This is a genomic window from Novosphingobium sp. HNCC26DJ243 (genome assembly GCF_057180545.1).
The window spans coordinates 61,023-81,939 of sequence record NZ_JBXUGN010000007.1 but is presented as its reverse complement, the minus strand read 5'-3'; the positions used below and the strand labels follow the sequence as shown (position 1 = coordinate 81,939).

Genomic DNA, 20,917 nt, shown 5'->3' with positions numbered 1-20,917 from the left:
TGTAATCAGCGGCAGTCGCTGGTCTCCAGGCAGGTGGTCAAGGCCCGAATCCATGCGCATCAAAGACCAGTAACCACCCACCAGACACGAGCTATCGGATCAAGGGGAAGGATTGCACACCCTACACGGCAGGGCCGTAGGGAAAATGGCGGAAATGCGTGTGTGTACAGAGTGGGTATTTGGTAATACATCGTATTACAGTGCTGTAGCCTGCCGGTAAAGTCCCGGAATTTCGCGATTTCAGCGGTATTACAATGTAATACGCCATTCGGTCCCTAACGGCTTTCTTGCCAAGGCTTCCCGGATCGCCTAAAACCCATCTCGCGCAATCTCCACCAGGCCCTTTCGAAGGGCGTGGTGATGACAGAAACAGTTCTGATTACCCTCCGGCTTCCGCAGCCGCTGGTCGAGGCGGCGCAGGCTGCCGCAACAGCGCAAAACGTCTCCCGATCTAACTTGCTGCGAATCGCGCTCGAGCAGTTCCTGGGCGTCATGTCGGGCACCAGCGAGGCAGACCGGCGCCGCCAGTTCTCGGCCGAGTATCTGTTCCTGGTTGCAGACCTCATCGTGCAGCGCCAGTACCCCGATGCCCATAGCGCGCTGATCACCGAAGCCGAACGCCGGATGGAGGCGCTCTGTGCCGCGTCCTGATACCTGGTCCGACCGGGCGCGGCCGGGCAAGCTGCAGCACCATTCGGCGCGCGGAAACATGCCTCGCAATGCCGGCGATTTCACCCGCGGCTCGCAGCTCATCACCCACGAATTCATGATGTGGTTCGCCTCGGCGAAGATGCCCCTGCTGGTGTGGTTTTTTACCTTCGTCGTGGCGCTCTCGATCGTCCTCGCGCTGCTCCTCGAGAGCCAAGAGGTTCAGATGATCCTGATGCGGATCTACGCTGCCGGATGGAGCTTCATGGAGTTCAATCCGCGCAAGATCCTCAACCTGACGCTGCCTTCGGGCGAAGTGATCCCGGCGCCTATTTCGATGATCTCAAGCCACCCCGATGTCGTCATCGCCTGGAACAAGTTGATGCGCGCCATTCGGGGCTCGCTGTTCATTTCGCTGTTCGTCGCCGTGCCGATCGCGGTGTGGTTCGTCGACTTCTCGAAACGGCGCGGCAAGTCGATCCTGGAGGAGCGTCACCAGCGCGGCGCGATGCTGGTCGATGCCAGTGAACTTGCCCACGTCATCATCGCCCATAACCGCGATATGCTGGGAGCAGAGATTGCCGAGAGACTGCCTGGCAAGACCTTCGACGACGTCATGAAAATGAGCCTCGCGCAGCGCAAGCAAGCCGGCATCCACCACGTCTATTCGATCGCGGGCGTGCCCTTCCCCTGGCGCACCGAGCAGGCCCACACCATCATGATCGGTTCGACTGGCACGGGCAAGACAACGCAGATGCGCGCGCTTATCGCGCAGATGCGCGCGCGGCGCGACCGGGCCGTCGTGTTCGACCTGACCGGGGCCTATGTCGAGGCATTCTACAACCCCGAAACCGACACCATCCTCAACCCGATGGACGAGCGCTGCCCGTCCTGGTCGGTGTTCGCCGAAGCGAAGAACCATGCCGACTTCACCGGGATCGCCGCTGCCCTGCTTCCCGCCGACGGTGGCGGCGCAGAACCCTTCTGGATGCTCGCTGCGCGCACGCTGTTCGTCGAGACCTGTATCAAGCTGATCAAGCTTGGCGAGGCCACCAATCAGGCACTCGCGAGCCGGCTGATGATGGCCGACCTCAAGGAAGTCCACAAACTCCTCGAGCACACCGTCGCCGATCCGCTGACCGCGCCCGAGGCGGCCAAGATGGCTGAATCGATCCGCGCCGTCTTCAACACCAATGCCCAGGCCCTACGGTTCCTGCCCGAAGGCAAGGAGGCGTTCTCGATCTCCGACTGGATTCGCGCGGAGAACAAGCCGGGTTCGATCCTGTTCATCACCTCCTCGCACAACGAATTGGTGCTGAACCGGGCGCTGCTGTCGCTCTGGATGAACCTCGCGGTCCACACCCTGATGCGACTGCCGCGCACCCGAGACCTTCGCACATGGTTCTTCTTCGACGAGGTCCATGCCCTGCACCGCCTCCCCGCGATCGAGGATGGCCTGCAGACCGCGCGGGGCTTCGGCGGCGCTTTCGTGCTTGGCATCCATTCCTTTGCCAAGCTGGCCGAGACCTATGGCAAAGAAGGGGCTCAGAACCTCGCCTCACTCGCGCGGACCAAGTTGGTTCTGGCGGCGGCCGACCGCGACACTGCCGAGCACTGCTCGGACTATATCGGGCACCGTGAAGTTCGGATGATGGATGAGGCCTACAGTTACGGCTATTCCAACATCCGCGACGCCGCGACGATCACCCCGCGCTCCGAAGTGCAGCCGCTGGTGCTGCCCGACGACATCATGAAACTGCCTTCGCTGCGCGGCTTCCTCGTTTTCCCCGAAGGCTTCGATGCCGCCCGGATCAAGCTTACCTACAAGGACTATCCCAAGGTCGCCGAAGGCTATGTCCTGCGCGCCCATGTCGAGCCGATCGAGTTCGTGCGCGATGCCGATGATGACGCGGAAGGTGAAGCCGGCGGGCGCGAAACCAAGGACGAACTAGAACTCGCCCCCGCACCCGAGGTCGACGACGAACCGGCCAAACCGCACCCTGCACCCCGAGAGGGAGAACTGTACGTCGCAGCCGCGCAAACCGAGCCGACGGCAGGGCCGCAGCCTAGCCTTGGCCGCTCGATGATCGCCAGCGCCGAGATCGTGAAGAGCGCGGCGGCTGCGCGCGCCGGTGAGCCCGAAACCGCATCCAAGTCGCCCCGCAGTGCTCCCGCTAAGGTGCCCGCTCAGCGGTCCTCGCAAGTTTCGCGGGAACTCACCGAAGCGATCGACCGCGAAGCCACAGCGGAAAACGAGAAGGAGCGGTCGCGAGAGCCTGAACTCGACGCCCCCACCCCCGATGACGGATGGGAAATCTAGGCCATGCACTCCATCGCATCCGTCAGGTCGTCGAGCGGCGCCGCCGATTATTTCGCGAACGACAATTACTACACGGCCGATGAAAACGCGGAAGCCGGGGTCTGGGGCGGCGAAGGGGCGCGCGCACTCGGACTTGAGGGTCAAGTCGAGCGGGATCAGTTCGAGGACATCCTCAATGGGCGCCTGCCCGATGGCGAAATGGTGGGTCAGGTCGAGGGGCGACGCCTGGGTCTCGATCTCACCTTCTCGATGCCCAAGTCGGCCTCGATTTTGGCGCTGGTGAGCGGCGACAAACGCATCCTTGATGCGCACCTCGCCGCCGTCAAATCGACCATGTCGCAGCTTGTCGAGAAGCAGTTCGCCGAAAGCCGCAACTACGACCGCTCCCGCAGCGGCGAGCCGCAGAAGACGGGCAACCTCGTCTATGCGCTCTTCGCCCATGACACGAGCCGCGCGCTCGATCCGCAAGGGCACATCCATGCCGTGGTCGCCAACCTGACCCGCGATCCCAGAGGCACCTGGAAGGCGCTCTGGAACGGCGAGATCTGGAAGAACAACACCACGATCGGCCAGTTCTACCATGCCGCCTTCCGCGCTCAGTTGCAGAAGCTCGGCTACGAGACCGAGGCGGCCGGGAAGCACGGCTCGTTCGAGATCAAGGGCGTGCCGAGCGAGGTCATCAAGGAGTTCAGCCAGCGCCGCGAGGACATCCTGACCAAGGTCGCGGAACTGGGCATTGCATCGCCCCAGGGGCAGGACCGCGTGACGGTTAGCACCCGCGACCCCAAGCTCACGATCGAGGACCGCGCGGCGCTGGTCGAGACATGGCAGGATCGCTCGGCGAAGCTAGGGTTCGACGGTACGGCGCTCATCGCCGAAGCCAGGGCGCGCGCCGAGGTACAGGCGCGCCCAACGTTCCGCGAAACCGCAACCGCCGCACTCGGCGAAATCTCCACCCGGATCGGCGCGGCGCTGCGCACGCCGAGCCCGCTGGCGGTGAGTGGCGCGGCAGCCCTGTTCCTGCCTGCGGATACGATCAAGGCGCAGCACGCCACAGCATCCGCCATCCGCCATTTGTCCGAGCGCGAAGCGGCGTTCTCGCCCCAGGCGATCCTCAGCGCTGCCTTGGGCTTTCAGATCAAAGGTCTCGAGGGCAGCGCGGTAGTCGAGCGGATCGGCGAACTCATGCGCGAAGGCCATTTGATTCCCGGCAAGTCGGAGCGGCTCGATGGCCACTTCGATTTGGTGACCACGCCGGCGGCGCTCGCCATGGAGCAGCAGATTCTTGAGCGGATCGATGCCGGCAGCGGACAGGGCCGCGCGTTCATGCCGCCCGAAATTGCCATGGCGCGGCTACAGGACGCGGCGCGCGAACTCGGCCAGAGCCGCGCCGGGGTCGATACCTGGCAGCTCAACGAGGGCCAATTGGCCGCAGGCGTCGCGATCCTTTCGGGCACCGATCGCTTCCTCAATGTCCAGGGCGTCGCCGGTGCGGGCAAGTCGACGCTGCTCGGCGCGGTGGGCAAGGTGCTCGGCGATGAAGGCGTCAAGCTCGTCGGGCTCGCCTTTCAGAACAAGATGGTTGCCGACCTGCGCGGCGGGGGCGGCCAGGGCATGTCGGCCGAGCAGATGCGCGAGGCGGGGATCGAGGCCTATACGATCGCGAAGTTCCTCAGCACCTATGCTTCGGCTGCGGCAGCCGGTTCCGGCGAACGGTTCGAGGCGGCCAAGGCGGCCTTAGCCAATACCGTCATCATCACTGACGAGAGCTCCATGGTCTCCTCGCGTGATATGCTACGCCTGACCACGCTCGCCGAACAACTTGAAGTGGCCAAGGCGCCGTTCATGGGTGACCGCCAGCAGTTGTCGGCGATCGAGCAAGGCAAGATGTTCGCGGTCTCGCAGGCTTCAGGCCAGGCGACTGTGCGGATGGACGAGAACATCCGGCAGAAGAACTCCCCGCTGCTTCTCGCTGTCGCCGGGCTCTCGAACGAGGGCCATGCCGGACTCGCGCTCGAACTCCTCGCTGCGCACGGCCGGGTCATCGAAGCGGGTCCCGACCACGTCGCCCGCGCCGCCGAGTTATGGCTGTCGTTGTCACCAGAAAAGCGTGAGGCGACCGCGATCTTCACCGCCGGGCGGGACGACCGCGCCGAGATCAACGCGCGGGTCCAGTCGGGGCTGCTCAAGGAAGGCACGCTCACCGGCGCCGGCGTTGCGCTTTCCACCCTGCAGAGCGCCAACGCTACCCGCGAAGAACTGCGTTTTGCCTCGACCTACCGGGTCGGCCAGGTGCTCGAGGCGCGGATGGATGTGCGCGAGATTGGCCTCAGGCGCGGCGAGTATGAGGTCAGCGAGGTGCGCAAGGACGGCAAGGTCGTGCTCGAGCGCGATGGCAAGCGAAAGGTCATCGATCCGGGCCGCATCGACCCCGACCACCGCTTCGACCGGCTCGGGCTCTACGAGCAAAAGCAGATCAGGATACATGACGGCGAGAGAGTGTTCTGGCGCGACAAGGACGCAGACCGCGACATTGCCAAATCGACCTATGCCACGGTGCTCGAAGCACGCGCCGAAGGAATCCGTGTCGAACTCGCCGACAAGCGGCAACTGGTCCTCGCGCCCGGCGACCCGATGCTGCGCCGCCTCGACCTCGGCTATGCGCTCAATGCCCATATGGCGCAGGGGATGACCAAGCCGGAGGCGATCGAGGTGATCTCGTCCGCGCAGCGCAATCTTGCGACCCAGCGGACCCAGAACGTCCTCAATACGCGCGCGACCGACGACATGGTGGTCGTTACCAACAACCTCGATTCCCTTAAGCAGCAGCTTGACCGCACCCCCGGCAACAAGACGTCCGCGCTTGAAGTGACCGGCAAGGTCGAGGTCGAGCCGCGCCATTCCAATCCGATCGATAGTCGGCAGGTCCCCGAACTCCGCATGAGCCCGGAGCTCAAGGCCAAGCTCGATGCAGTACTGGGGCCTGCGCCCCAAGCGCCGGTGCGCCAGCTCCCCGTCCCTGAAAAATCGCTGGGGCTCGATTTGTGAGGGCGCGGCTCACCGTTTCGGCCGAGGCCGCAGCGCGGGTGTTCGACCGCGCGCATTCGACGCTGGTCTGGCTCGCGGTCCTCGTCGTCGTCCTGCCTGAGCCTTCGGTGCGGGGCTTGGCGATCGCAGCGATGGTCGCGGTGGCCCTGGCGGCGAGCGTCGTCGCCTGCCTTGCCAAGGGCGGCCCCCCTCACCCCCCAGCACCGCAATCTGGAGACTGATCATGGCCTATGAGCAAGAGGAAATCGGCGACTTCGCCAGCGAGCGCGATGCGCAGGACTGGGCAGAACGCAACAACATCGATCCCACCGATCTCCATTTCCGCGCCCGCGGAAAGCGGGGTGTCACCCTGAGCGTGCGCCGGTCGGCGCTCGGGGATTCTTCGAAAGCCGACCTCTCGTTCGGTCGCCGAACCGGCTTTTTCTAAAACCCAAGGAGTCTGAAGATGAAGCGATATCTCTGCCTGATAGGAGCCATGCTCGCCGCCGCGGCCACCCCTGCCCTAGCCTCGGAAGCGCGGCCCTCGGCGCCGACTGCCCCCGTTGCTGCCCAGCGAACCGCCGATCATCAGGTGATGTCCGAGCAGGTTCGGCAAGGCCTCAGCCAGCTGCGCGAGACGCTCGAGGCCCGCAAGCGCGAAGCCAAGCAACGGGCGACGGCCGCCCAGAATGAAGCCAGCGGCCTTTGCTCGGACTGCCCCGAGAAGGACGCCGAGGCCCATCACCATTCCGTCAGCGAAGAGCGCAAGGCCGACTGCCCTGAGTGCACCGACCGCGCGATCTACGCCTGATGGGGTGCGGCGCGGTTCGGGCCACCTCCCACCGGACCGCGCCGCTTTCCCGGCCGCATTCCTTGCATTTCTGCATCTGACACCCGAAGTGCGCATTGATAGGAAGCTGTCGTTGGGATTTTCCCTCGTCTCCTGCTAGAGACTTCCTTGCTTGGAATCGCTCCCGGCAATGCCCCCATCAACCTCGACCTAGTCTTGCCTATGAACCACCCTGCCCGCCTTACAGCCAACACGATCACGGGAACGCTCGAGGCAGGTCCTCGAGGGCCGATCCTTCGCGATGCCGACGGCGTAGCCTGGCGACTGCATTTTGGCGAAGAACCGGTGCCTGATCGCCTGGATGGAAAGGTGAGTGTGCGCGGCAAGATCGTTCAGCCCGACAGGATCGATGTCGAATTCTGGACGCCGCTGGCCGGTGAGTGATGAAATTGGGTTAGCAAAGTCTGGCCGTCCTCGCCAGCTTGTTGAACGCGAAGGGATAAGCCGGGTATTGCACTGTAGAGTGCGGTTAGATTGCTTTCACGCAGTCAAACGTCTTCTCGCTCGGGGCACCTACCTAACTCGCACCATTTTAGAGGCAATATTCGGCAAATTTAACATGGTGAAATATTGACAGATTCTTGCGTTTGAACAATCGTTTGCGCGATAATGGGCTTCGGGGGCGCCTAGATGCGAATGCGGCGACTGCTGATCGATCGAAGCACGCTCGACCTGATCGCCGCCGATGCCCAGGACTTCCTGAACGTGCTCAACGCATCCGGCCTTCATCAGGCGTCGGCAATGATGCTCGCCGTGTTGGAGCAATTACAAGCCGACCGGGCAAACCTGCCGGACGAGCGCGGTGACGCCGCGCAATCCCCCTAGCCTAGCTGAGATTGCCCGCCGGCACGCCGAACGGGATGACCCTGCCGTCCGCGCCAGCTTCACGCGTCCCCTGCCCGTAGACCCTCCCGTCCAGTTCAAAGGTCGGCGCGAACCGGACGATCGTCGCCACATCGGCTGCCTCCACACCCGCCAGGGCCGCAAGCGCGCCAAGCACGCTCTCGCGCGAGGAATAAATGTCTTCGCGCATCAATAGCCGCGCCATCGAGGCCGAGCGTTCGCCAATGGCAGCCGCAATCTTCTGATGCATACGAAAAGACTGTTCGGCATCGTCGGCCCGCTGCGACCAGACAATCCGGCGATGAAGCGCGTTGGGAAGCACCATGCGCGCCATATCGGGCATCAGCGTAATGCGGGACATTCGCATCACTTCAACATGGAAGCGAAGGTTCTCGAGCACCACGCGTTCAAGCGCGTCGGGATCGCCCGGCGCTCGTTCGCGGGCCTCCAATGCCAGCGCGCCCAGCATCGATATTTCTGCGGCGGTTGCGCGTTCTGCCGCTCGGTATGCGGCGAGCCCCTCGAAATTGGCGCGCATCTCGAAGAGATCCTCGATCTCTTCACGGCCCCAGGTGCGTACCGCAAATTCGCTCCGCCCCTGGCGGGTGAGGTAGCCTTCATGGGTGAGCGCATTGAGCACTTCAGCCACTGCGGCCGGGCGGCAAGCATAGACTTCGGCCACGTCGGCCTTGGAAATTACCTGCCCGGGCAAATAGCGCGCGGACAGGACCCCGAACCTGATTTCGAGGAACATGAGTTCAGAAAGAGACTGCGCTCTGGTCAACCGACCTCCCTTGTAGACGGGTTCTTGCCCGCCGCATCATTGCAGGCATCCTAGCACAAGATCGATTTGATTTCCGAATCCGGGTGGTTCGGATTATCCGGATTGTGTCTTCAGAGAGCAATTTGAGGCATCGGTGGCGAAAGCAAAATTGCCAATCCTGCGAACGATTGCCTGCCCGGCGCAGGTTGTCTTCGCTTTGCTTAGAGAGCCCCACAAGCGGCAGCGCTGTGATAATCCCGGCCACCTTCCTGGCTTTCAGGATCTTACTGAAGGCGATGCGCCGCGCTTCGCGCAAGAGCTCATCGATCTCGGCCTTGTTGGCCGCGATCACGGCCGCTTCACGATCGTCGACTGGACCTTTGAGCGCATCGTCGAGCATCTGGCGCTTGCCGGATCCATCCAGGCCCTGGCTGCGGCTCAGGTGGCTGCACTGCAGGGCAAGGTTGATTTTGCTTACCTCGAAGACATCAACGCGGCGCTCAAATCTTACGAGACGCAGGCGGATAACCTGCTGCAAGGCGCCTTTCTTGATTACCAATGGCATCTCGAACTTGTCCGCCTCAGCGGCAACCGGGTGGCCCTTGCCACTTATGCCAAGGCGATCCCGCCTGCGGTCTGGATTGCCGGAGCCAACTACTTCCAGCTCGACGAGGCGCGAAGCTCGCTGATCGAGCATGACCGCCTGGTCGCCTACATGAAGGCGGGGGATACCCTGCGTGCGCGGGCCGCAGTGTCGTTTCATGTTGAGGAAGCAGCTATGCAGATCCGCCGAGCAGGGGCGGCGCGGATCGAAAGCTATCCCGTAGACACTAGTACGGCAGTTCGGCTTGGACAGAATTGAGCGACATTGCGGGTCAGGCGGCAGCATTCGACCAATGCACGAACCCGCTGCGCGGGAGGGTCGCTTGGGGTGGCTTAGAGTAGTATTGGTTAGGCTTTAGGCAGGGCGGCGCCGCCTTGCGACCGTGGAGTTCCTTCAACGCAAAGGAACTCACGATGGATGCTGTCACGACCGCCGCCCCGAACACTTCGCTCCGCCAGCGGATGTTGCAGGATATGAAGATGCGTGGCCTGGGGGAGCACACGCAGAAGGATTACATCCGCCACGTTCGGCGCTTCGCTGCTTTTCTCGGCCAGGGCAAGGGGCGCAAGGATCGCAACGCCATGCTCTCATCGCATCTGCTGGACTTGCTCCGTCAATGGTGGCGCGAAGGCAAGCGCCGCGGGGTGATGTTGCCACATGGATGGCTGTTCCCCGGCTGCAGCGGCACGGACCCGATCTCGGCTCGCCAGTTGCACCGCGTGGTGCAGGAGGCGGCTGAGCGCGCCGAGATCCACAAGCGGGTAAGCCCCCATACACTGCGGCATTCGTTCGCCACTCACCTGCTCGAGCAGGGTGTCGATATCCGCGTCATCCAGGTCTTGCTGGGACACGTGAACATCAACACGACCGGCATCTACACTCAGGTCTCGAGCAAGACCATGCGGGCGGTAGCCAGCCCGCTCGACCAGATCGTTGCCGTGTTGGAAGGCAGGGCATCTCCCGGTTGAACCCGTGCGCACCGGCCACGAGGTCGCCGATATCTTGCGGAGTGCCGGGCCCGCGTATCGCGCTGCCCATGCCGGGCATCTCAGCCTCGGCCAGCTCAAGGTCATGACGGCCATCGAGAATTGTCGCACCGCCGCGCTGGGCGGTCACGTCGAGGCCTGCAACGACTGCGGGCAATGGCGGATTGCCTATAATTCCTGCCGCAACCGGCATTGTCCCAAGTGCCAGGGCGCTGCCGCGCGGACCTGGCTGGCCGCGCGCGAGGCCGATCTGTTGCCGGTGGGCTACTTCCACGTCGTGTTCACCGTGCCCGCAGAGGTTGCCGACATCGCCTTCCAGAACAAGGCGGTGGTCTACGACCTGCTGTTCCGCGCAGCCGCGGACACGATGCTGACCATCGCCGCCGATCCCAAGCACCTCGGCGCGCGGGTCGGCATCACCGCTGTGCTGCATACGTGGGGATCGGCGCTGACGCATCACCCGCATGTCCACATGATCGTACCCGGCGGCGGCATTGCGCTGGACGGCATGCGCTGGATCTCGTCGCGCTCGGCCTTCCTGCTGCCGGTGCGTGTGCTGGGTGCGTTGTTCCGCCGGCTGTTCCTTACTCGCCTATTGTCGCTGTTCGACGCCGGCAAGCTGGCCTTCTTCGGCACCTTGGCGGGCCTCGCGACACGCACGGCCTTCCTGAGGTATCTGTCGCCGATCCGGAAGAAGCGCTGGGTGGTCTATGCCAAACCACCCTTCGCCGGGCCGCAGGCGGTGCTGGCCTATCTCTCCCGCTATACCCACCGCGTCGCCATCTCAAACCGGCGGCTGATCGGCTTCGACGAGGGCGGTGTGACGTTCCGGTACAAGGACTACCGTCGCGACGGTGCCGAACGCCAGCAGGTTATGACGCTGGCGACGGACGAGTTCATCCGCCGCTTCCTGATCCACGTCCTGCCGCGCGGCTTCCACCGCATCCGGCATTACGGTCTGCTCGCCAGTTCGGCGCACAAGGACGCCATGGCGCTCGCCCGCAGGCTGCTGTGCCTCGCCGCGCCGGTCGCCGAGCCCGAACCCGACGAACCGGCCGACAATCGCCCGCCATGTCCATGCTGCGGCGGGCACATGACGATCATCGAGACCTTCGCCCGCTGGTGCCAGCCCCGCGCTCCGCCGCAGCCGGCGCCGCCTGTCCGGACGCACGCGCCATGATCCGGCATGGCTCACCCTGCACGACGGTCACACCCATGGTGCCCTGGCCCACGACCCAGCGTATGCCCTTCCCAAAATTGCGCCGGGCGCAGGGCACACCGGCCAGCAAAACCAACGCCCCCAGCAATCTGGCACCCTACGAAATCCGGTTGATCGGACCCGCAGCGGCACTTCTGGATCGGCAGCGCTTACCCGCCAGAACCATCCCAGAGCCCATTTACCCATAGACCAGCGCGTGGGGCCCGCGGGTTCCTGCACTGGAGGCTTTCGAACGCAAGCGCCCGAAACCCTTCACAGGTCCGGCCATTCTTTCGCGTGGACCCGAACGTCCGCTCATGCCCACAGCAGCCTTTCGCGGATTGCCGCCGGAGGAGATTTCCTCGCCGTTTTGACAAAGGGCGGGCACCGTTCAAGCAGAAGCGGCAATGGTTCGCCGCCGATTCCTGCCAACATGGTATCGCAGATGACGCCTGCACAGCGGCTCAGCCCGCGAACGAAGCCAGTTTGAGCGCTTGCCCTTGCTATCTCATGGCTGAATTGGTCAGGCCCATGAAACGGCACGAATGCGCCTAGGCGGTCTTCAATTTCGGGCCAACTTTTCAATATTGTGGCAGCGGCATCAGGTTCGTCCACGACCAGCCCTTGCGTCAGCACCATCTTCGCGCTCTCAAAACTTCCAGCGCCGGCGCACAGGATCGCGCCGTTGGGTGCATGGTCGGCCGAGAGGGCCACAACGGCGGGAGCGACTCGCGCAGGATCAAGCTGGAGCAAAGCATCCGCAGCATACAAACCATCGGTCATGCGCGTTGCTGCCGACGGGGAAAGGCAATTGACGCGGATGCCATATTTCTCCCCTTCCAGGCGAAGCGTCTGCATCAGGCCCACCAGCGCCATCTTCGCGGCGGCATAATTGGCCTGCCCGAAATTGCCGAACAGACCCGATGACGAGGTGGTGAAGATGATACGCCCATGCCGGCGCGCGCGCATACCGTCCCAGACCGCAATATAGCATCAACGTGCCCGGCGGTTCGTTGACGATCCGGGGGGAAAGCAACTGGTCGGACCGTGTCTATTTCTCGCCCTTCAACCTCGATTATGTGTCACAGCCCGCTTTCAGTACCCAGAACGCCTTCGTCACCTACCGCACCAACTCCGGGTTGCGGCTGACCGGCTTCGTGCGCAATATCGGCAATGAAACCATCCGCGCATCCGGGCAGGTCGCAACGACCCTCCTCGGCTCGCCGGTCATCGGCTTCGTCAAGCCGCCGCGTACTTACGGACTGACGATCGCTTTTGACTACTAGGCCAAGGCTCGAACGGTAAAGCGTGGCGGCGAAATCTGTTGAGGATCGACAGGGCCGTCACTGCAAAATTGGTGCGACCTGTTGCCTCGCGTCGGCAATTCTTCTCAACGGCTGCCGGGCCCGCTTTCGGCAGCCGTTGAGGCCTAGAATGGAAGTGGCATCTCGATGAAGTGTACGTAAAGATCACCGGCGAGATGCATTACCTGTGGCGGGCCGTTGATCGCGAAGGGGAGATCCTTGGTTCCTGCGTCACCAAAAGGCGTGACAAATCCGCGGTATTGCGGTTCTTGAAGTAGGCCCTGAAGCGGCACGATCGCGCCGAGGAGAGCCACCCAGTCGTGCTTCGATGTTACTTCCGCTGCTCGCGCCGCCGTGTCAGGCTTTTGGGATATGGCGCCGAATAGCGACCAGGGCGAACAGGACGACGGCCGTGCCGATACAGATCGCGATGAAATATCCGTCCGCGCCTGCGGATTGGAGCGCCCAAGCGGCGGTGAACGCGCTCATCACTGCACCAAGCCGCCCCACACCACTCGACACTCCGATGCCCGTGGAGCGAAGTGGCGCCGGGAAAATGTGCGCTGCAAGCGAAAAGAGCGCGGCCTGCACGAGCCCCATAAGGGCGGCTTGCATCGCAAGCAGGAAGAATACTGCGCTGGGATGGGTCGCGAACAGCACGTCCGCTTGGGTCAACGCCAGCGCGCAAACGATCGCCCCCAAGCAAAAGATGGTGAGAGGCCAACGCGAGCCGAAGCGCATCATGATGACCGCTCCAAACAATATTCCCACCAGCCCACCAGCGCTCGAAATCGCGGATGCCATGCCCCGGTCCGCCACGTCCATGCCCAGCAGCGACAGCGTGGAGGGTAACCAGCTCTGATTGGTGTAGCTGTTCAGGAGTGAGAAGAAGAAAGCGACGCACAGCGCGATCGTGTCGCGACGATAAGGATTTCGGAAAATTTCCGAAGTGTGATGCCTGGCGACGTCGAGAGCTGGGGCCGGGAAGTTGGCCAGGGGGGCGACGGTGATGTTCAGCTGCGTAAGCGCGCGCCGCACGCGTTTTGGATCGGCCTGCTTGTCGACGAGGAACTTGGGCGACTCAGGCAGCACGCCAAGGAGGAACAGCGAGAAGACGAGTGGCGACGCGCCGCCGATGACGAAAAGCGTTCGCCAACCGAGTACATCCATCCACTTGGCCGATACGGCCCCGGCAACAATCCCGCCGACTGGAATGCAGGCGACCGCGCTCATCACCACCATGCTGCGCCAGCGAGCCGGGGTGAATTCGGCGATCAGCGTCAGAGCGACTGGCATGAAACCGCCCAGGCCGATTCCGGCGATGAAGCGAAGGATCATGAGGTGCATGACGCTGTCGGCGCGGGAGATGAGCACGGACGGGACTGAAAAGCAGATGATACAGGCGAGGATCACGATCCGCCGCCCGATGACATCGCCCAGCCTTCCGGCCAGGACCGATCCGATAGTCACTCCGACCAGGCCAGCGGCGAAGATGTTCGCAAGGACATCTTTCCCGATCCCGAAATCCTGCTGGATGCTCGGTGCGGCAAGTCCCAACAGCTGATTGTCGAAGGCGTCGAATACCATCGCCGAGGCAATGAGCACGATCAGCAAGAAGCGCTTGGCCGACCAATTGCTTTCATCGAGCAGCGTGTCGACGTTGAGGGGGGGCACCGCGTCTTCCGCCATATCGTTTCGCTCCTTCGCGGTACCGGTCATGGGAATCGATCGCTTACGAGAGCGGGTTCGCCAGCTCCGCGGTCATGCAATTTTGCCGAACCTAGCGGCTGCCGCCCGCGGATCAGGTCTGCAACCTTTTCCGCGATCATGATCACTGGCGCATTGGTGTTGCCGCTGACCACCGCTGGCATCACGGACGCATCCACCACGCGCAGGCCTTGTATGCCGCGCACCCGGCACTCGGCATCAAGAACGGCATCAGGGCCGATGCCCATCGCGCAGGTTCCTGCCGGGTGCATCGCCGTCCCCACGGTATTTCGCACGAAGGCGTCGATCTCGTCGTCGCTCTCGATGGGAAGTTCAGGCGTGACGCGCTTGTCGATCATGCTCGCGATCGGCTCCTGCGCGAAAAACCGGCAAAGGAAGCGCACGATCCCGCGAAAGTCCATGCGGTCCCGGGTGGCACCAAGCAAATTGAAAAAGAGGCGCGGGGGATCCTGCGGGCTAGGCGAACGTAGCGATACCGTGCCGTGACTTGCGGGACGTAGAAGGACCCCCGACGCCGCGATCTGATGGCCGACGCCGGAGCGCAGCCCGGGCAGCCAGAGACGGGAATGCATTGCCACGGGCGTAATGATCGTTTGGGCATCGGGACGCTCAACTGACGGATCGGTCCGAAAATATCCCATCGCGGAAACCGGGACGGTGGCGACAGGTCCGCCCCTGTTCAGGCCCCAGCGCAGGACCGCAGCGGCCATCCTGTCCAGGCGCAAAGCGGTTTCGAAGCCCACCGGATCACGCAAACCAAGCACGAGATTGACCGCGTGATGATCCTGCAGGTTCCGACCCACGCCCGGCAGGTCATGGATCGGGTTGACGCCGGCGGCCTTCACCTCGGCGGCAGGCCCAATGCCCGATAGCAGCAAAATCTGGGGCGAGTTGAATGCACCGCCAGCCAGAATGACTTCGCACGCCGCGTGCAGGCGCTCCACCGAACCATCGCGCTCGAATTCGATACCGATGGCGCGGCTCCCCTCCATCAGCACTCGGCGCACGAGCGTGCCGGTGACAAGCGAGAGGTTGGAGCGCCGAAGGGCGGGATGAAGGTAGCTTTGCGCGGACGAAGCTCGGCGGCCGGCCTTGATCGTGAAGTCCGGCACGCCGAAGCCCTCGATCCTTTCGGCGTGAAAGTCATCGAGTATGGGAAAGCCCAAGCGTGTCGCGGTTTCCATCAACGCGGAATGAATCGGTTCGTCGGGAATGTGGCGCGAAACCGTTAACGGGCCATCGCCGCCATGGAATGGCCCGGCACCGCGCCAATCGCTTTCGGCCCGCCGGAAAAATGGAAGGACGTCCGCGTAGCTCCAGCCCGCCAGCCCCCGATCGGCCCAACTGTCGTAATCCTGCGGTTGGCCGCGTGCGTAGAGCATGCCGTTGATCGAAGACGTGCCGCCCACCACCCTGCCGCGATGCGCGGGCACGCGGCGACCGGCAGCAGACGGTTCGGGCTCGCTCTGGTAGTTCCAATTCACCGCAGGATCGCGATAACTGTCACGCCACGCCAGGGGCATGGCCATGCGCAGCGCGCGGTCCATCCCTCCGGCTTCCAGCAGGACGACCCGCTTACGACCATCTTCGCTCAGCCGCGCGGCCAGGACGCATCCTGCCGAACCCGCCCCGACGACGATATAGTCGCATTCCGGGTTTCGCTGAGTGTCGCGCCGCGGGCCATTAGAAGGGGTCATCTCGCCACCGCATCGAGTGGACGCTTGCCCGTCCCAAGTTCAGAAAAGGACCGCATCAGGTACATGCGATCAGTCTGCCCTGTTGCTCGAAGGACTGCCGGATGGCGTCCAGACACCGTGTGTTGGCAAGCGCGTTATCTAGATCAACCAGTGGCTGTGTTCCGCTTCGGACCGCGCGGGCGAAGTCCGCAAACTGCAGTCCGTACTGCTCGATCGCGGGAAACACGTGCTCCGTCGTCTGGCCTTGGGACGTCAAGAACACGCGCGAGCCTCCGGGCAGGGGGTGTATTGGTGCGAAAACCTCGATATTCCCGCTCTCGCCGACGATGTGCATGCGCCGAGTGGGCGCGAACTTGCGCGACACAAAGAGCTGCGCCCAGCCTGCGTCGAACTCCATCTGCGCGGCAATGGTGACATCCCGCCCGTTCTCGTTAGCCGCGCAGGCCGACACGGTCTGCGGCTCTGCGCCGAAGATGGTCCGGATCAGATGAACTGGATAACACGCGATGTCGAGCAGCAGGCTGCCTTGCCCCGGCATGGTCGCCGTCACCGGCGGCAAAGGGACAGAGGTATGCGATTGGACCAGCCGGACGCCGCCGATTGCCCCCTCGGCGATGCGTGATTCGATCCATTGCCACTGCGGCTGATGCCGGACCATGAATCCTTCCGCCACCCGCAGCGACTGCGAGGCCGGGTGGTCGCGCACGCGCTCGACCTCCGAGGCGTTCATGCCCAAGGGCTTCTCGCACAATACATGCTTGCCCGCATCGAGCGCACGCAACACGACATCCACGTGCAGCGCATGCGGCAAGGCCACATAGACTGCCTCGATCGCATCGTCGCCAAGGAGGTCGTCAAGTTTCGCAAACGCCGCGTCGAAGCCGTGTTCACGTGCGAAAACGCGCGTCCGCTCGTCGTCCCGGCCCCAGACGCCGACAAGACGGGCGGTTCCGCTGGCGGCCGCCTGCTGCGCGACGGTCCTGGAGATGGGGCCGGCGCCGATAAAGCCCCATTTGATCGGGTTATGCGGCATCTCGATTTGCTCCGGTTATCGCCGTCTCGGCTTGATACCTTGCCCGCTTAATTCGCGCGCGCAGGGTAGTCGATAAAGGCGATCCGACGACCGTCTGGCGACCATGTGTTCACGTTCAAGCTGCCTTGCCCGCCGAACAGCCGGTGGACATCGCTCGGCTCGCCCCCGTCGGCAGGCATGCGCCTGATCGTAACGGCCACATCGGCGGGATGGCTGATCGTACCCGGCTCGTACGCCAGATAGACGAGGCTGGTGCCGTCGGGCGAGAGGTGCGGGAACCAGTTGACGTTGTCGTCGAAGGTCAGCTGCTCGACGTCCGAGCCGTCGGGCCGCATCCGGAAAAGCTGGGAGTGGCCGGGGCGCTTTGCAGCAAGCTCGGAGTTGAAATAGATCCAGCGTCCGTCGGGCGAGTATTCCGGTCCATCCGCGCCCACGTCGCGATCCGAGATAGCGACGTCCTGCCCGCCCGCCGTGGGCAGCAAGGCTACATAGCGATGCCCACGCGGTTGGTCGCCTCGGGGCTCCACCGCCACATAGGAAAGCCACGTCTCGTCAGGCGATACGCCGTGGAGCCAGTAAGAGTAGGGTGTCGCGTGGTCATTCGAGAGCTTGCGCGGCTCGCCCCCCTCGATCGGCACGACATAGAGGTGGCCTGACGCGCTCAGATAAATTCTCTTCCCGTCAGGCGACAGGACGTGATCGTTGTTGCACGTGTCGAGCGCGCCGGTGCCGATATGCTCCATCGCCCCGCCCGAAAGCGGCACGCGGTACAGCAGTCCTTCCGAATTCACGACCAGGGAGCTGCCGTCCGGGGTCCAGTTCGGCGATTCGATCAACCTGTCCGACACCAGGATCGTCGCGATCTCACCGCTCGCGAGATCCAGCGTGAGTACGCGCGAACATTGGCCGTCTTGCAAAGCCTTGCGACCGGGCGAACGCCCCGTTTCGAGCACAGTAGTCAAAACATTCTCCAATAATTCTGATGTAAGTTGAGGGCTGAAGTGCTGCGGTACTGTTCAAATCGGCTCGGCACGCACCCCGGCGAGGCCGGTGCCTGTCACGGAGCAGCCCACACGCATCCGGGCCGAGCCGCACAGCGCCCCGCCGCCGTCCAAGACGGCGACGGTCACGCTGGTGCGGTGCCTGCTCAGAACCGGAAGCCCGCACGGGCGCCGATAATGCGCGGTTCCTGGATATTCACGTTGCCGTTCCCGAATCCGCCGACCGTGATCTTGTTCTCGATGTTTCGAACGAACGCGCCGATGAAAAGACGATCGCCCTCCGCCGTGTAGGTGACATTGATATCGCTCTTCGAGAAGCCCGGCTGCCGATAGAGCCGGCGCCCGCCGATGTCCGTGATGTAATAGTCCCCGCTCCAGGTCGGACGCACGTTGAGGTCAATCCTCCCTCCGTTCCCGATCGGGATCGTATGCGTATAGCTTAGCGACGCCGTGCCCTTGGGCGCGAAGCTCAGCGGCTGACCGTTGAAGTTGAAAGTCGGGAACTGGATGGGGTTGGGCACGAACTGGACGTAGCGCGCGTTCAGATAGTTAGCCGATATGTCGATCCGGTCGCGATCGGAAAGCTGTGCCGCTGCCGTGAACTCGATGCCGTCGACCTTGGCCTTAGCGGCATTGGAGGTGAACGACCCTGGCTGCTGTCCAGGAATTTCGAGGATTTGCGACACCTGCAAGTCGTTGTAGTTGTAATGGAACGCCGCAGCGTTGACGCGCCAGATTCCCAACCGGAACTTTACCCCGGCCTCGTACGCGATCAGAGTCTCCGGCTTGTAATACAGGGTGTCGACCGGAACGACGCACCCAATTGCGTTTGGAGTTCCGGGCGCGCAACCATCGTTGAAGCCGCCGGCCTTGTAGCCGCTGGCGACGCTCGCGTAAACCAGGCCGAGCGGCGAATCCCAGTCCATGCCAGCGCGCCACGTCGTTCTGGTAAAGCGCGCCTCCTGCTTGTCGGACGAGCGAAGGCAGCGCAGGCCGATGCAATTCTGGGTGCCCACGGGGATCGAAGCCGCATTGGGATAGACCGCCGTCCCTGTACCGGTGCGCACCTTGTGGTCCTTCGTGTACCGGATGCCACCGGTCAGGTGGAGGTTGGGAGCAAGGTCGTAGGTCAGTGTGCCGAAGACAGCCTTCGAATCCGACCCTGTGGGATCGACCCGAAGGAACTCCGCCACGGCGCCCGGTGCGCCGCCGAACGAAGCACCGAAGGAGCCCCCTCTGGTCACGAGCGCAGAGATGTTCTCCTTGAAATAGTACAGGCCGACCTGACCATGCAACGGTTGCCCACTACCGAAAGCGGCGCGCAGTTCGTGCGAGACCTGGTCAAAATCCTGCGGGTCGAAAGTAACTGGATAAGTGGTGCCAGCGAAGAACGAGAAGTCCGTGCCAGTGTAATCCGACTTACGATATGAGCCCAGATACGAGAGCTGGACGGGTCCGAAATCATACGTCGTGTCGGTTCGGATGCTCCAGGTCTTGAAGTTTTTGCCCAGGTTTGCCGGGGGCGCGAGCGTCAAGAGCTGCTGCTGTGAGACCGGGCGCTCGATCCTGAGCGGGTTCTCACCGGCCACCAGCGGAGTGTTGTAGAAACGATCGGTTGTCACGAGTGATTGGGCGCCCGGAAGATCTCCCTTATCCTGTGAGAAATCACCGATGATGATAAAGGTCAGCCGGTCATCAAGCGCCTTACCTCCCAGCGAGAGGCGACCCGAGATTGCGTCGTACATGCTCGCCGTCTGGCCGGACGCCGTCCGCCAGTAAGCGTTCTGCTTGCGGTAGTTCACCGCGGCGCGCAAACCGATGCCATCCGTGAGCGGAACGTTGACGACGCCATTCGCCACGCGCGTGCCGTAAGAGCCGAACGACACGTCGCCCGAAACGCCGAATTCGCCGGTCGGCCGGGCCGAGATCACGTTGATCACACCGGCGGTCGTGTTGCGACCGTACAGAGTTCCTTGCGGCCCGCGCAGTACTTCGACGCGGCCAACGTCGAACAGGCTGCTCTGTACATCCTCGCGCCTTGCCAGATAGATGCCGTCAATGAGGAAGGCAGCCGACGGATCGCCCTTTTCGGTGATGTCCGTGCTGGTCACGCCGCGGATGGTAATCTGTCCTGTGCCGGTAATCGCGAGGTTAGGCACACTACGCGTGAGATCGCGCGCGTCCGTCACCCCGAGGTCCCGGATTGCTTTGTTGTCCAGGACTGTCATGGTGACCGGCGTCTTGGATAGAAGCGTTGATTGGCGGGTTGCGGTTACGACAATGTCCCCCCCTTCGCCTGCTTTTTCACCGATCTGGGCAGAAACGTCGGCCGCAGTCACTGTTGCATCGGGCGCGGCCGCCCCGGGCACTGCGCCAGTCTGCGCGGCTGTGCTCGTCGATGCGATCGTCATTAGCGCGGTCGTAGCCATCGCTTTGATCCACAGGGGAGCAGCGGCGGCGCGGTTGCCAAGAATTTTCAACATATCCTCCATCCCAATGCACTCTCGGAGTTCGTGCTGAGATTAAGCCGACCCGTGGAGCCAAGACGCCCCTCTATGAAGGCGTTAATGTAAAGGATATCATTCCAAAAAAATTTGGCAATGGGTCTGTGTTTGACCATATCCCAATCCTCAATGTCCAAAAAACCGTTGAATTTACTGGCTAATAGAGGAATCTGGCGCGGCGGCGGACAGGGTGCAGATGAAATTGCGTCCCAACTCTCTTGCCATTCGTAAAGGGAAGAATGATTACGTTTACATCGATTCGCCCGGGGAACAGCTGCTTGGTTATCGAACCGCCTGACCTGTCCCTGACCTGTCACTGCTGCCAGGGGCCTGTCGTCACGAGACATTGAACGGAGAGGGAGTTGAGAGATGAACGCGACTAACATGGTGCACTTCGGAACCGTGAGTTCC

At 63.0% G+C, this 20,917-nt stretch carries 19 protein-coding genes and 1 pseudogene; 13 read left to right on the top strand and 7 right to left on the bottom strand.

Annotated elements, in window-relative coordinates; all coding sequences use genetic code 11:
• Positions 1–360 precede the first annotated feature (360 nt).
• The 8 genes from AC2A04_RS16690 (at position 361) to AC2A04_RS16655 (ending at position 7,670) form a co-directional block, all read left to right on the top strand.
• Positions 361–651 carry a ribbon-helix-helix protein, CopG family gene (locus AC2A04_RS16690; protein WP_484213493.1) on the top strand — a complete coding sequence of 97 codons (291 nt, stop codon included), beginning with the start codon at positions 361–363 and terminating at the stop codon, positions 649–651.
• A complete protein-coding gene (locus AC2A04_RS16685; protein WP_484213492.1) occupies positions 638–2,968 on the top strand; it encodes a type IV secretion system DNA-binding domain-containing protein in 2,331 nt (776 codons plus the stop codon). The genes AC2A04_RS16690 and AC2A04_RS16685 overlap by 14 nt, the downstream gene beginning before the upstream one ends.
• 3 nt (positions 2,969–2,971) lie before the next feature.
• Positions 2,972–6,016, top strand: coding sequence for a MobF family relaxase (gene mobF / locus AC2A04_RS16680; protein WP_484213491.1), 3,045 nt, complete (start codon positions 2,972–2,974; stop codon positions 6,014–6,016).
• Positions 6,013–6,237: a hypothetical protein gene (locus AC2A04_RS16675; protein WP_484213490.1), complete on the top strand. Its 225-nt coding sequence runs from the start codon at positions 6,013–6,015 to the stop codon at positions 6,235–6,237. Before mobF ends, AC2A04_RS16675 begins: the two co-directional genes overlap by 4 nt.
• Positions 6,238–6,239: 2 nt before the next feature.
• Complete coding sequence (locus tag AC2A04_RS16670) at positions 6,240–6,443, top strand: hypothetical protein (protein ID WP_484213489.1); 204 nt, start codon at positions 6,240–6,242, stop codon at positions 6,441–6,443.
• Positions 6,444–6,461: 18 nt separating this feature from the next.
• Positions 6,462–6,806, top strand: a complete 345-nt coding sequence (locus AC2A04_RS16665) for a hypothetical protein (RefSeq protein WP_484213488.1) — start codon at positions 6,462–6,464, stop codon at positions 6,804–6,806.
• A gap of 201 nt (positions 6,807–7,007) precedes the next feature.
• Positions 7,008–7,229, top strand: a complete 222-nt coding sequence (locus AC2A04_RS16660; RefSeq protein WP_484213487.1) for a DUF5818 domain-containing protein — start codon at positions 7,008–7,010, stop codon at positions 7,227–7,229.
• Between the two features lie 252 nt (positions 7,230–7,481).
• On the top strand, positions 7,482–7,670 hold the full coding sequence (locus AC2A04_RS16655) for a hypothetical protein (protein WP_484213486.1): 189 nt from the start codon (positions 7,482–7,484) through the stop codon (positions 7,668–7,670).
• A gap of 1 nt (position 7,671) precedes the next feature.
• On the opposite strand, the gene AC2A04_RS16650 is transcribed toward AC2A04_RS16655, so the two are convergent.
• On the bottom strand, positions 7,672–8,442 hold the full coding sequence (locus AC2A04_RS16650; protein WP_484213485.1) for a GntR family transcriptional regulator: 771 nt from the start codon (positions 8,440–8,442) through the stop codon (positions 7,672–7,674).
• Between the two features lie 226 nt (positions 8,443–8,668).
• On the opposite strand from AC2A04_RS16650, the gene AC2A04_RS16645 reads away from it, so the two are divergent.
• From AC2A04_RS16645 to AC2A04_RS16635, 3 genes are all read left to right on the top strand, one after another.
• Positions 8,669–9,313: an FCD domain-containing protein gene (locus AC2A04_RS16645; protein ID WP_484213484.1), complete on the top strand. Its 645-nt coding sequence runs from the start codon at positions 8,669–8,671 to the stop codon at positions 9,311–9,313.
• A gap of 155 nt (positions 9,314–9,468) precedes the next feature.
• Positions 9,469–10,023, top strand: coding sequence for a tyrosine-type recombinase/integrase (locus tag AC2A04_RS16640; RefSeq protein ID WP_484213483.1), 555 nt, complete (start codon positions 9,469–9,471; stop codon positions 10,021–10,023).
• Between the two features lie 4 nt (positions 10,024–10,027).
• Positions 10,028–11,221: an IS91 family transposase gene (locus AC2A04_RS16635; RefSeq protein WP_484213482.1), complete on the top strand. Its 1,194-nt coding sequence runs from the start codon at positions 10,028–10,030 to the stop codon at positions 11,219–11,221.
• A gap of 333 nt (positions 11,222–11,554) precedes the next feature.
• On the opposite strand, the gene AC2A04_RS16630 is transcribed toward AC2A04_RS16635, so the two are convergent.
• Positions 11,555–12,226, bottom strand: coding sequence for an SDR family NAD(P)-dependent oxidoreductase (locus AC2A04_RS16630; RefSeq protein WP_484213576.1), 672 nt, complete (start codon positions 12,224–12,226; stop codon positions 11,555–11,557).
• Positions 12,227–12,252: 26 nt separating this feature from the next.
• Here AC2A04_RS16630 and AC2A04_RS16625 point away from each other — a divergent pair, with 26 nt between their 5' ends.
• Together AC2A04_RS16625 and AC2A04_RS16620 are read left to right on the top strand one after the other, a co-directional pair.
• On the top strand, positions 12,253–12,525 hold the full coding sequence (locus AC2A04_RS16625) for a hypothetical protein (protein ID WP_484213481.1): 273 nt from the start codon (positions 12,253–12,255) through the stop codon (positions 12,523–12,525).
• Positions 12,526–12,671: 146 nt separating this feature from the next.
• Positions 12,672–12,818: pseudogene (locus tag AC2A04_RS16620) on the top strand (DDE-type integrase/transposase/recombinase); the annotation flags it as partial.
• An 82-nt stretch (positions 12,819–12,900) separates the two neighbouring features.
• Here AC2A04_RS16620 and AC2A04_RS16615 read toward each other — a convergent pair.
• The 5 genes from AC2A04_RS16615 to AC2A04_RS16595 form a co-directional block, all read right to left on the bottom strand.
• Positions 12,901–14,232 (bottom strand): MFS transporter, encoded by a 1,332-nt coding sequence (locus AC2A04_RS16615; protein ID WP_484213480.1) that lies wholly within the window; start codon positions 14,230–14,232, stop codon positions 12,901–12,903.
• Between the two features lie 26 nt (positions 14,233–14,258).
• Positions 14,259–15,968, bottom strand: a complete 1,710-nt coding sequence (locus AC2A04_RS16610; RefSeq protein WP_484213479.1) for a GMC family oxidoreductase — start codon at positions 15,966–15,968, stop codon at positions 14,259–14,261.
• A 55-nt stretch (positions 15,969–16,023) separates the two neighbouring features.
• Entirely contained in the window at positions 16,024–17,001 is a 978-nt protein-coding gene (locus AC2A04_RS16605; protein WP_484213478.1) for a Gfo/Idh/MocA family protein, read from the bottom strand.
• A gap of 47 nt (positions 17,002–17,048) precedes the next feature.
• Positions 17,049–17,963: a TolB family protein gene (locus tag AC2A04_RS16600; protein WP_484213477.1), complete on the bottom strand. Its 915-nt coding sequence runs from the start codon at positions 17,961–17,963 to the stop codon at positions 17,049–17,051.
• 185 nt (positions 17,964–18,148) lie between these two features.
• A complete protein-coding gene (locus AC2A04_RS16595) occupies positions 18,149–20,482 on the bottom strand; it encodes a TonB-dependent receptor (RefSeq protein ID WP_484213476.1) in 2,334 nt (777 codons plus the stop codon).
• Positions 20,483–20,917 lie beyond the last annotated feature (435 nt).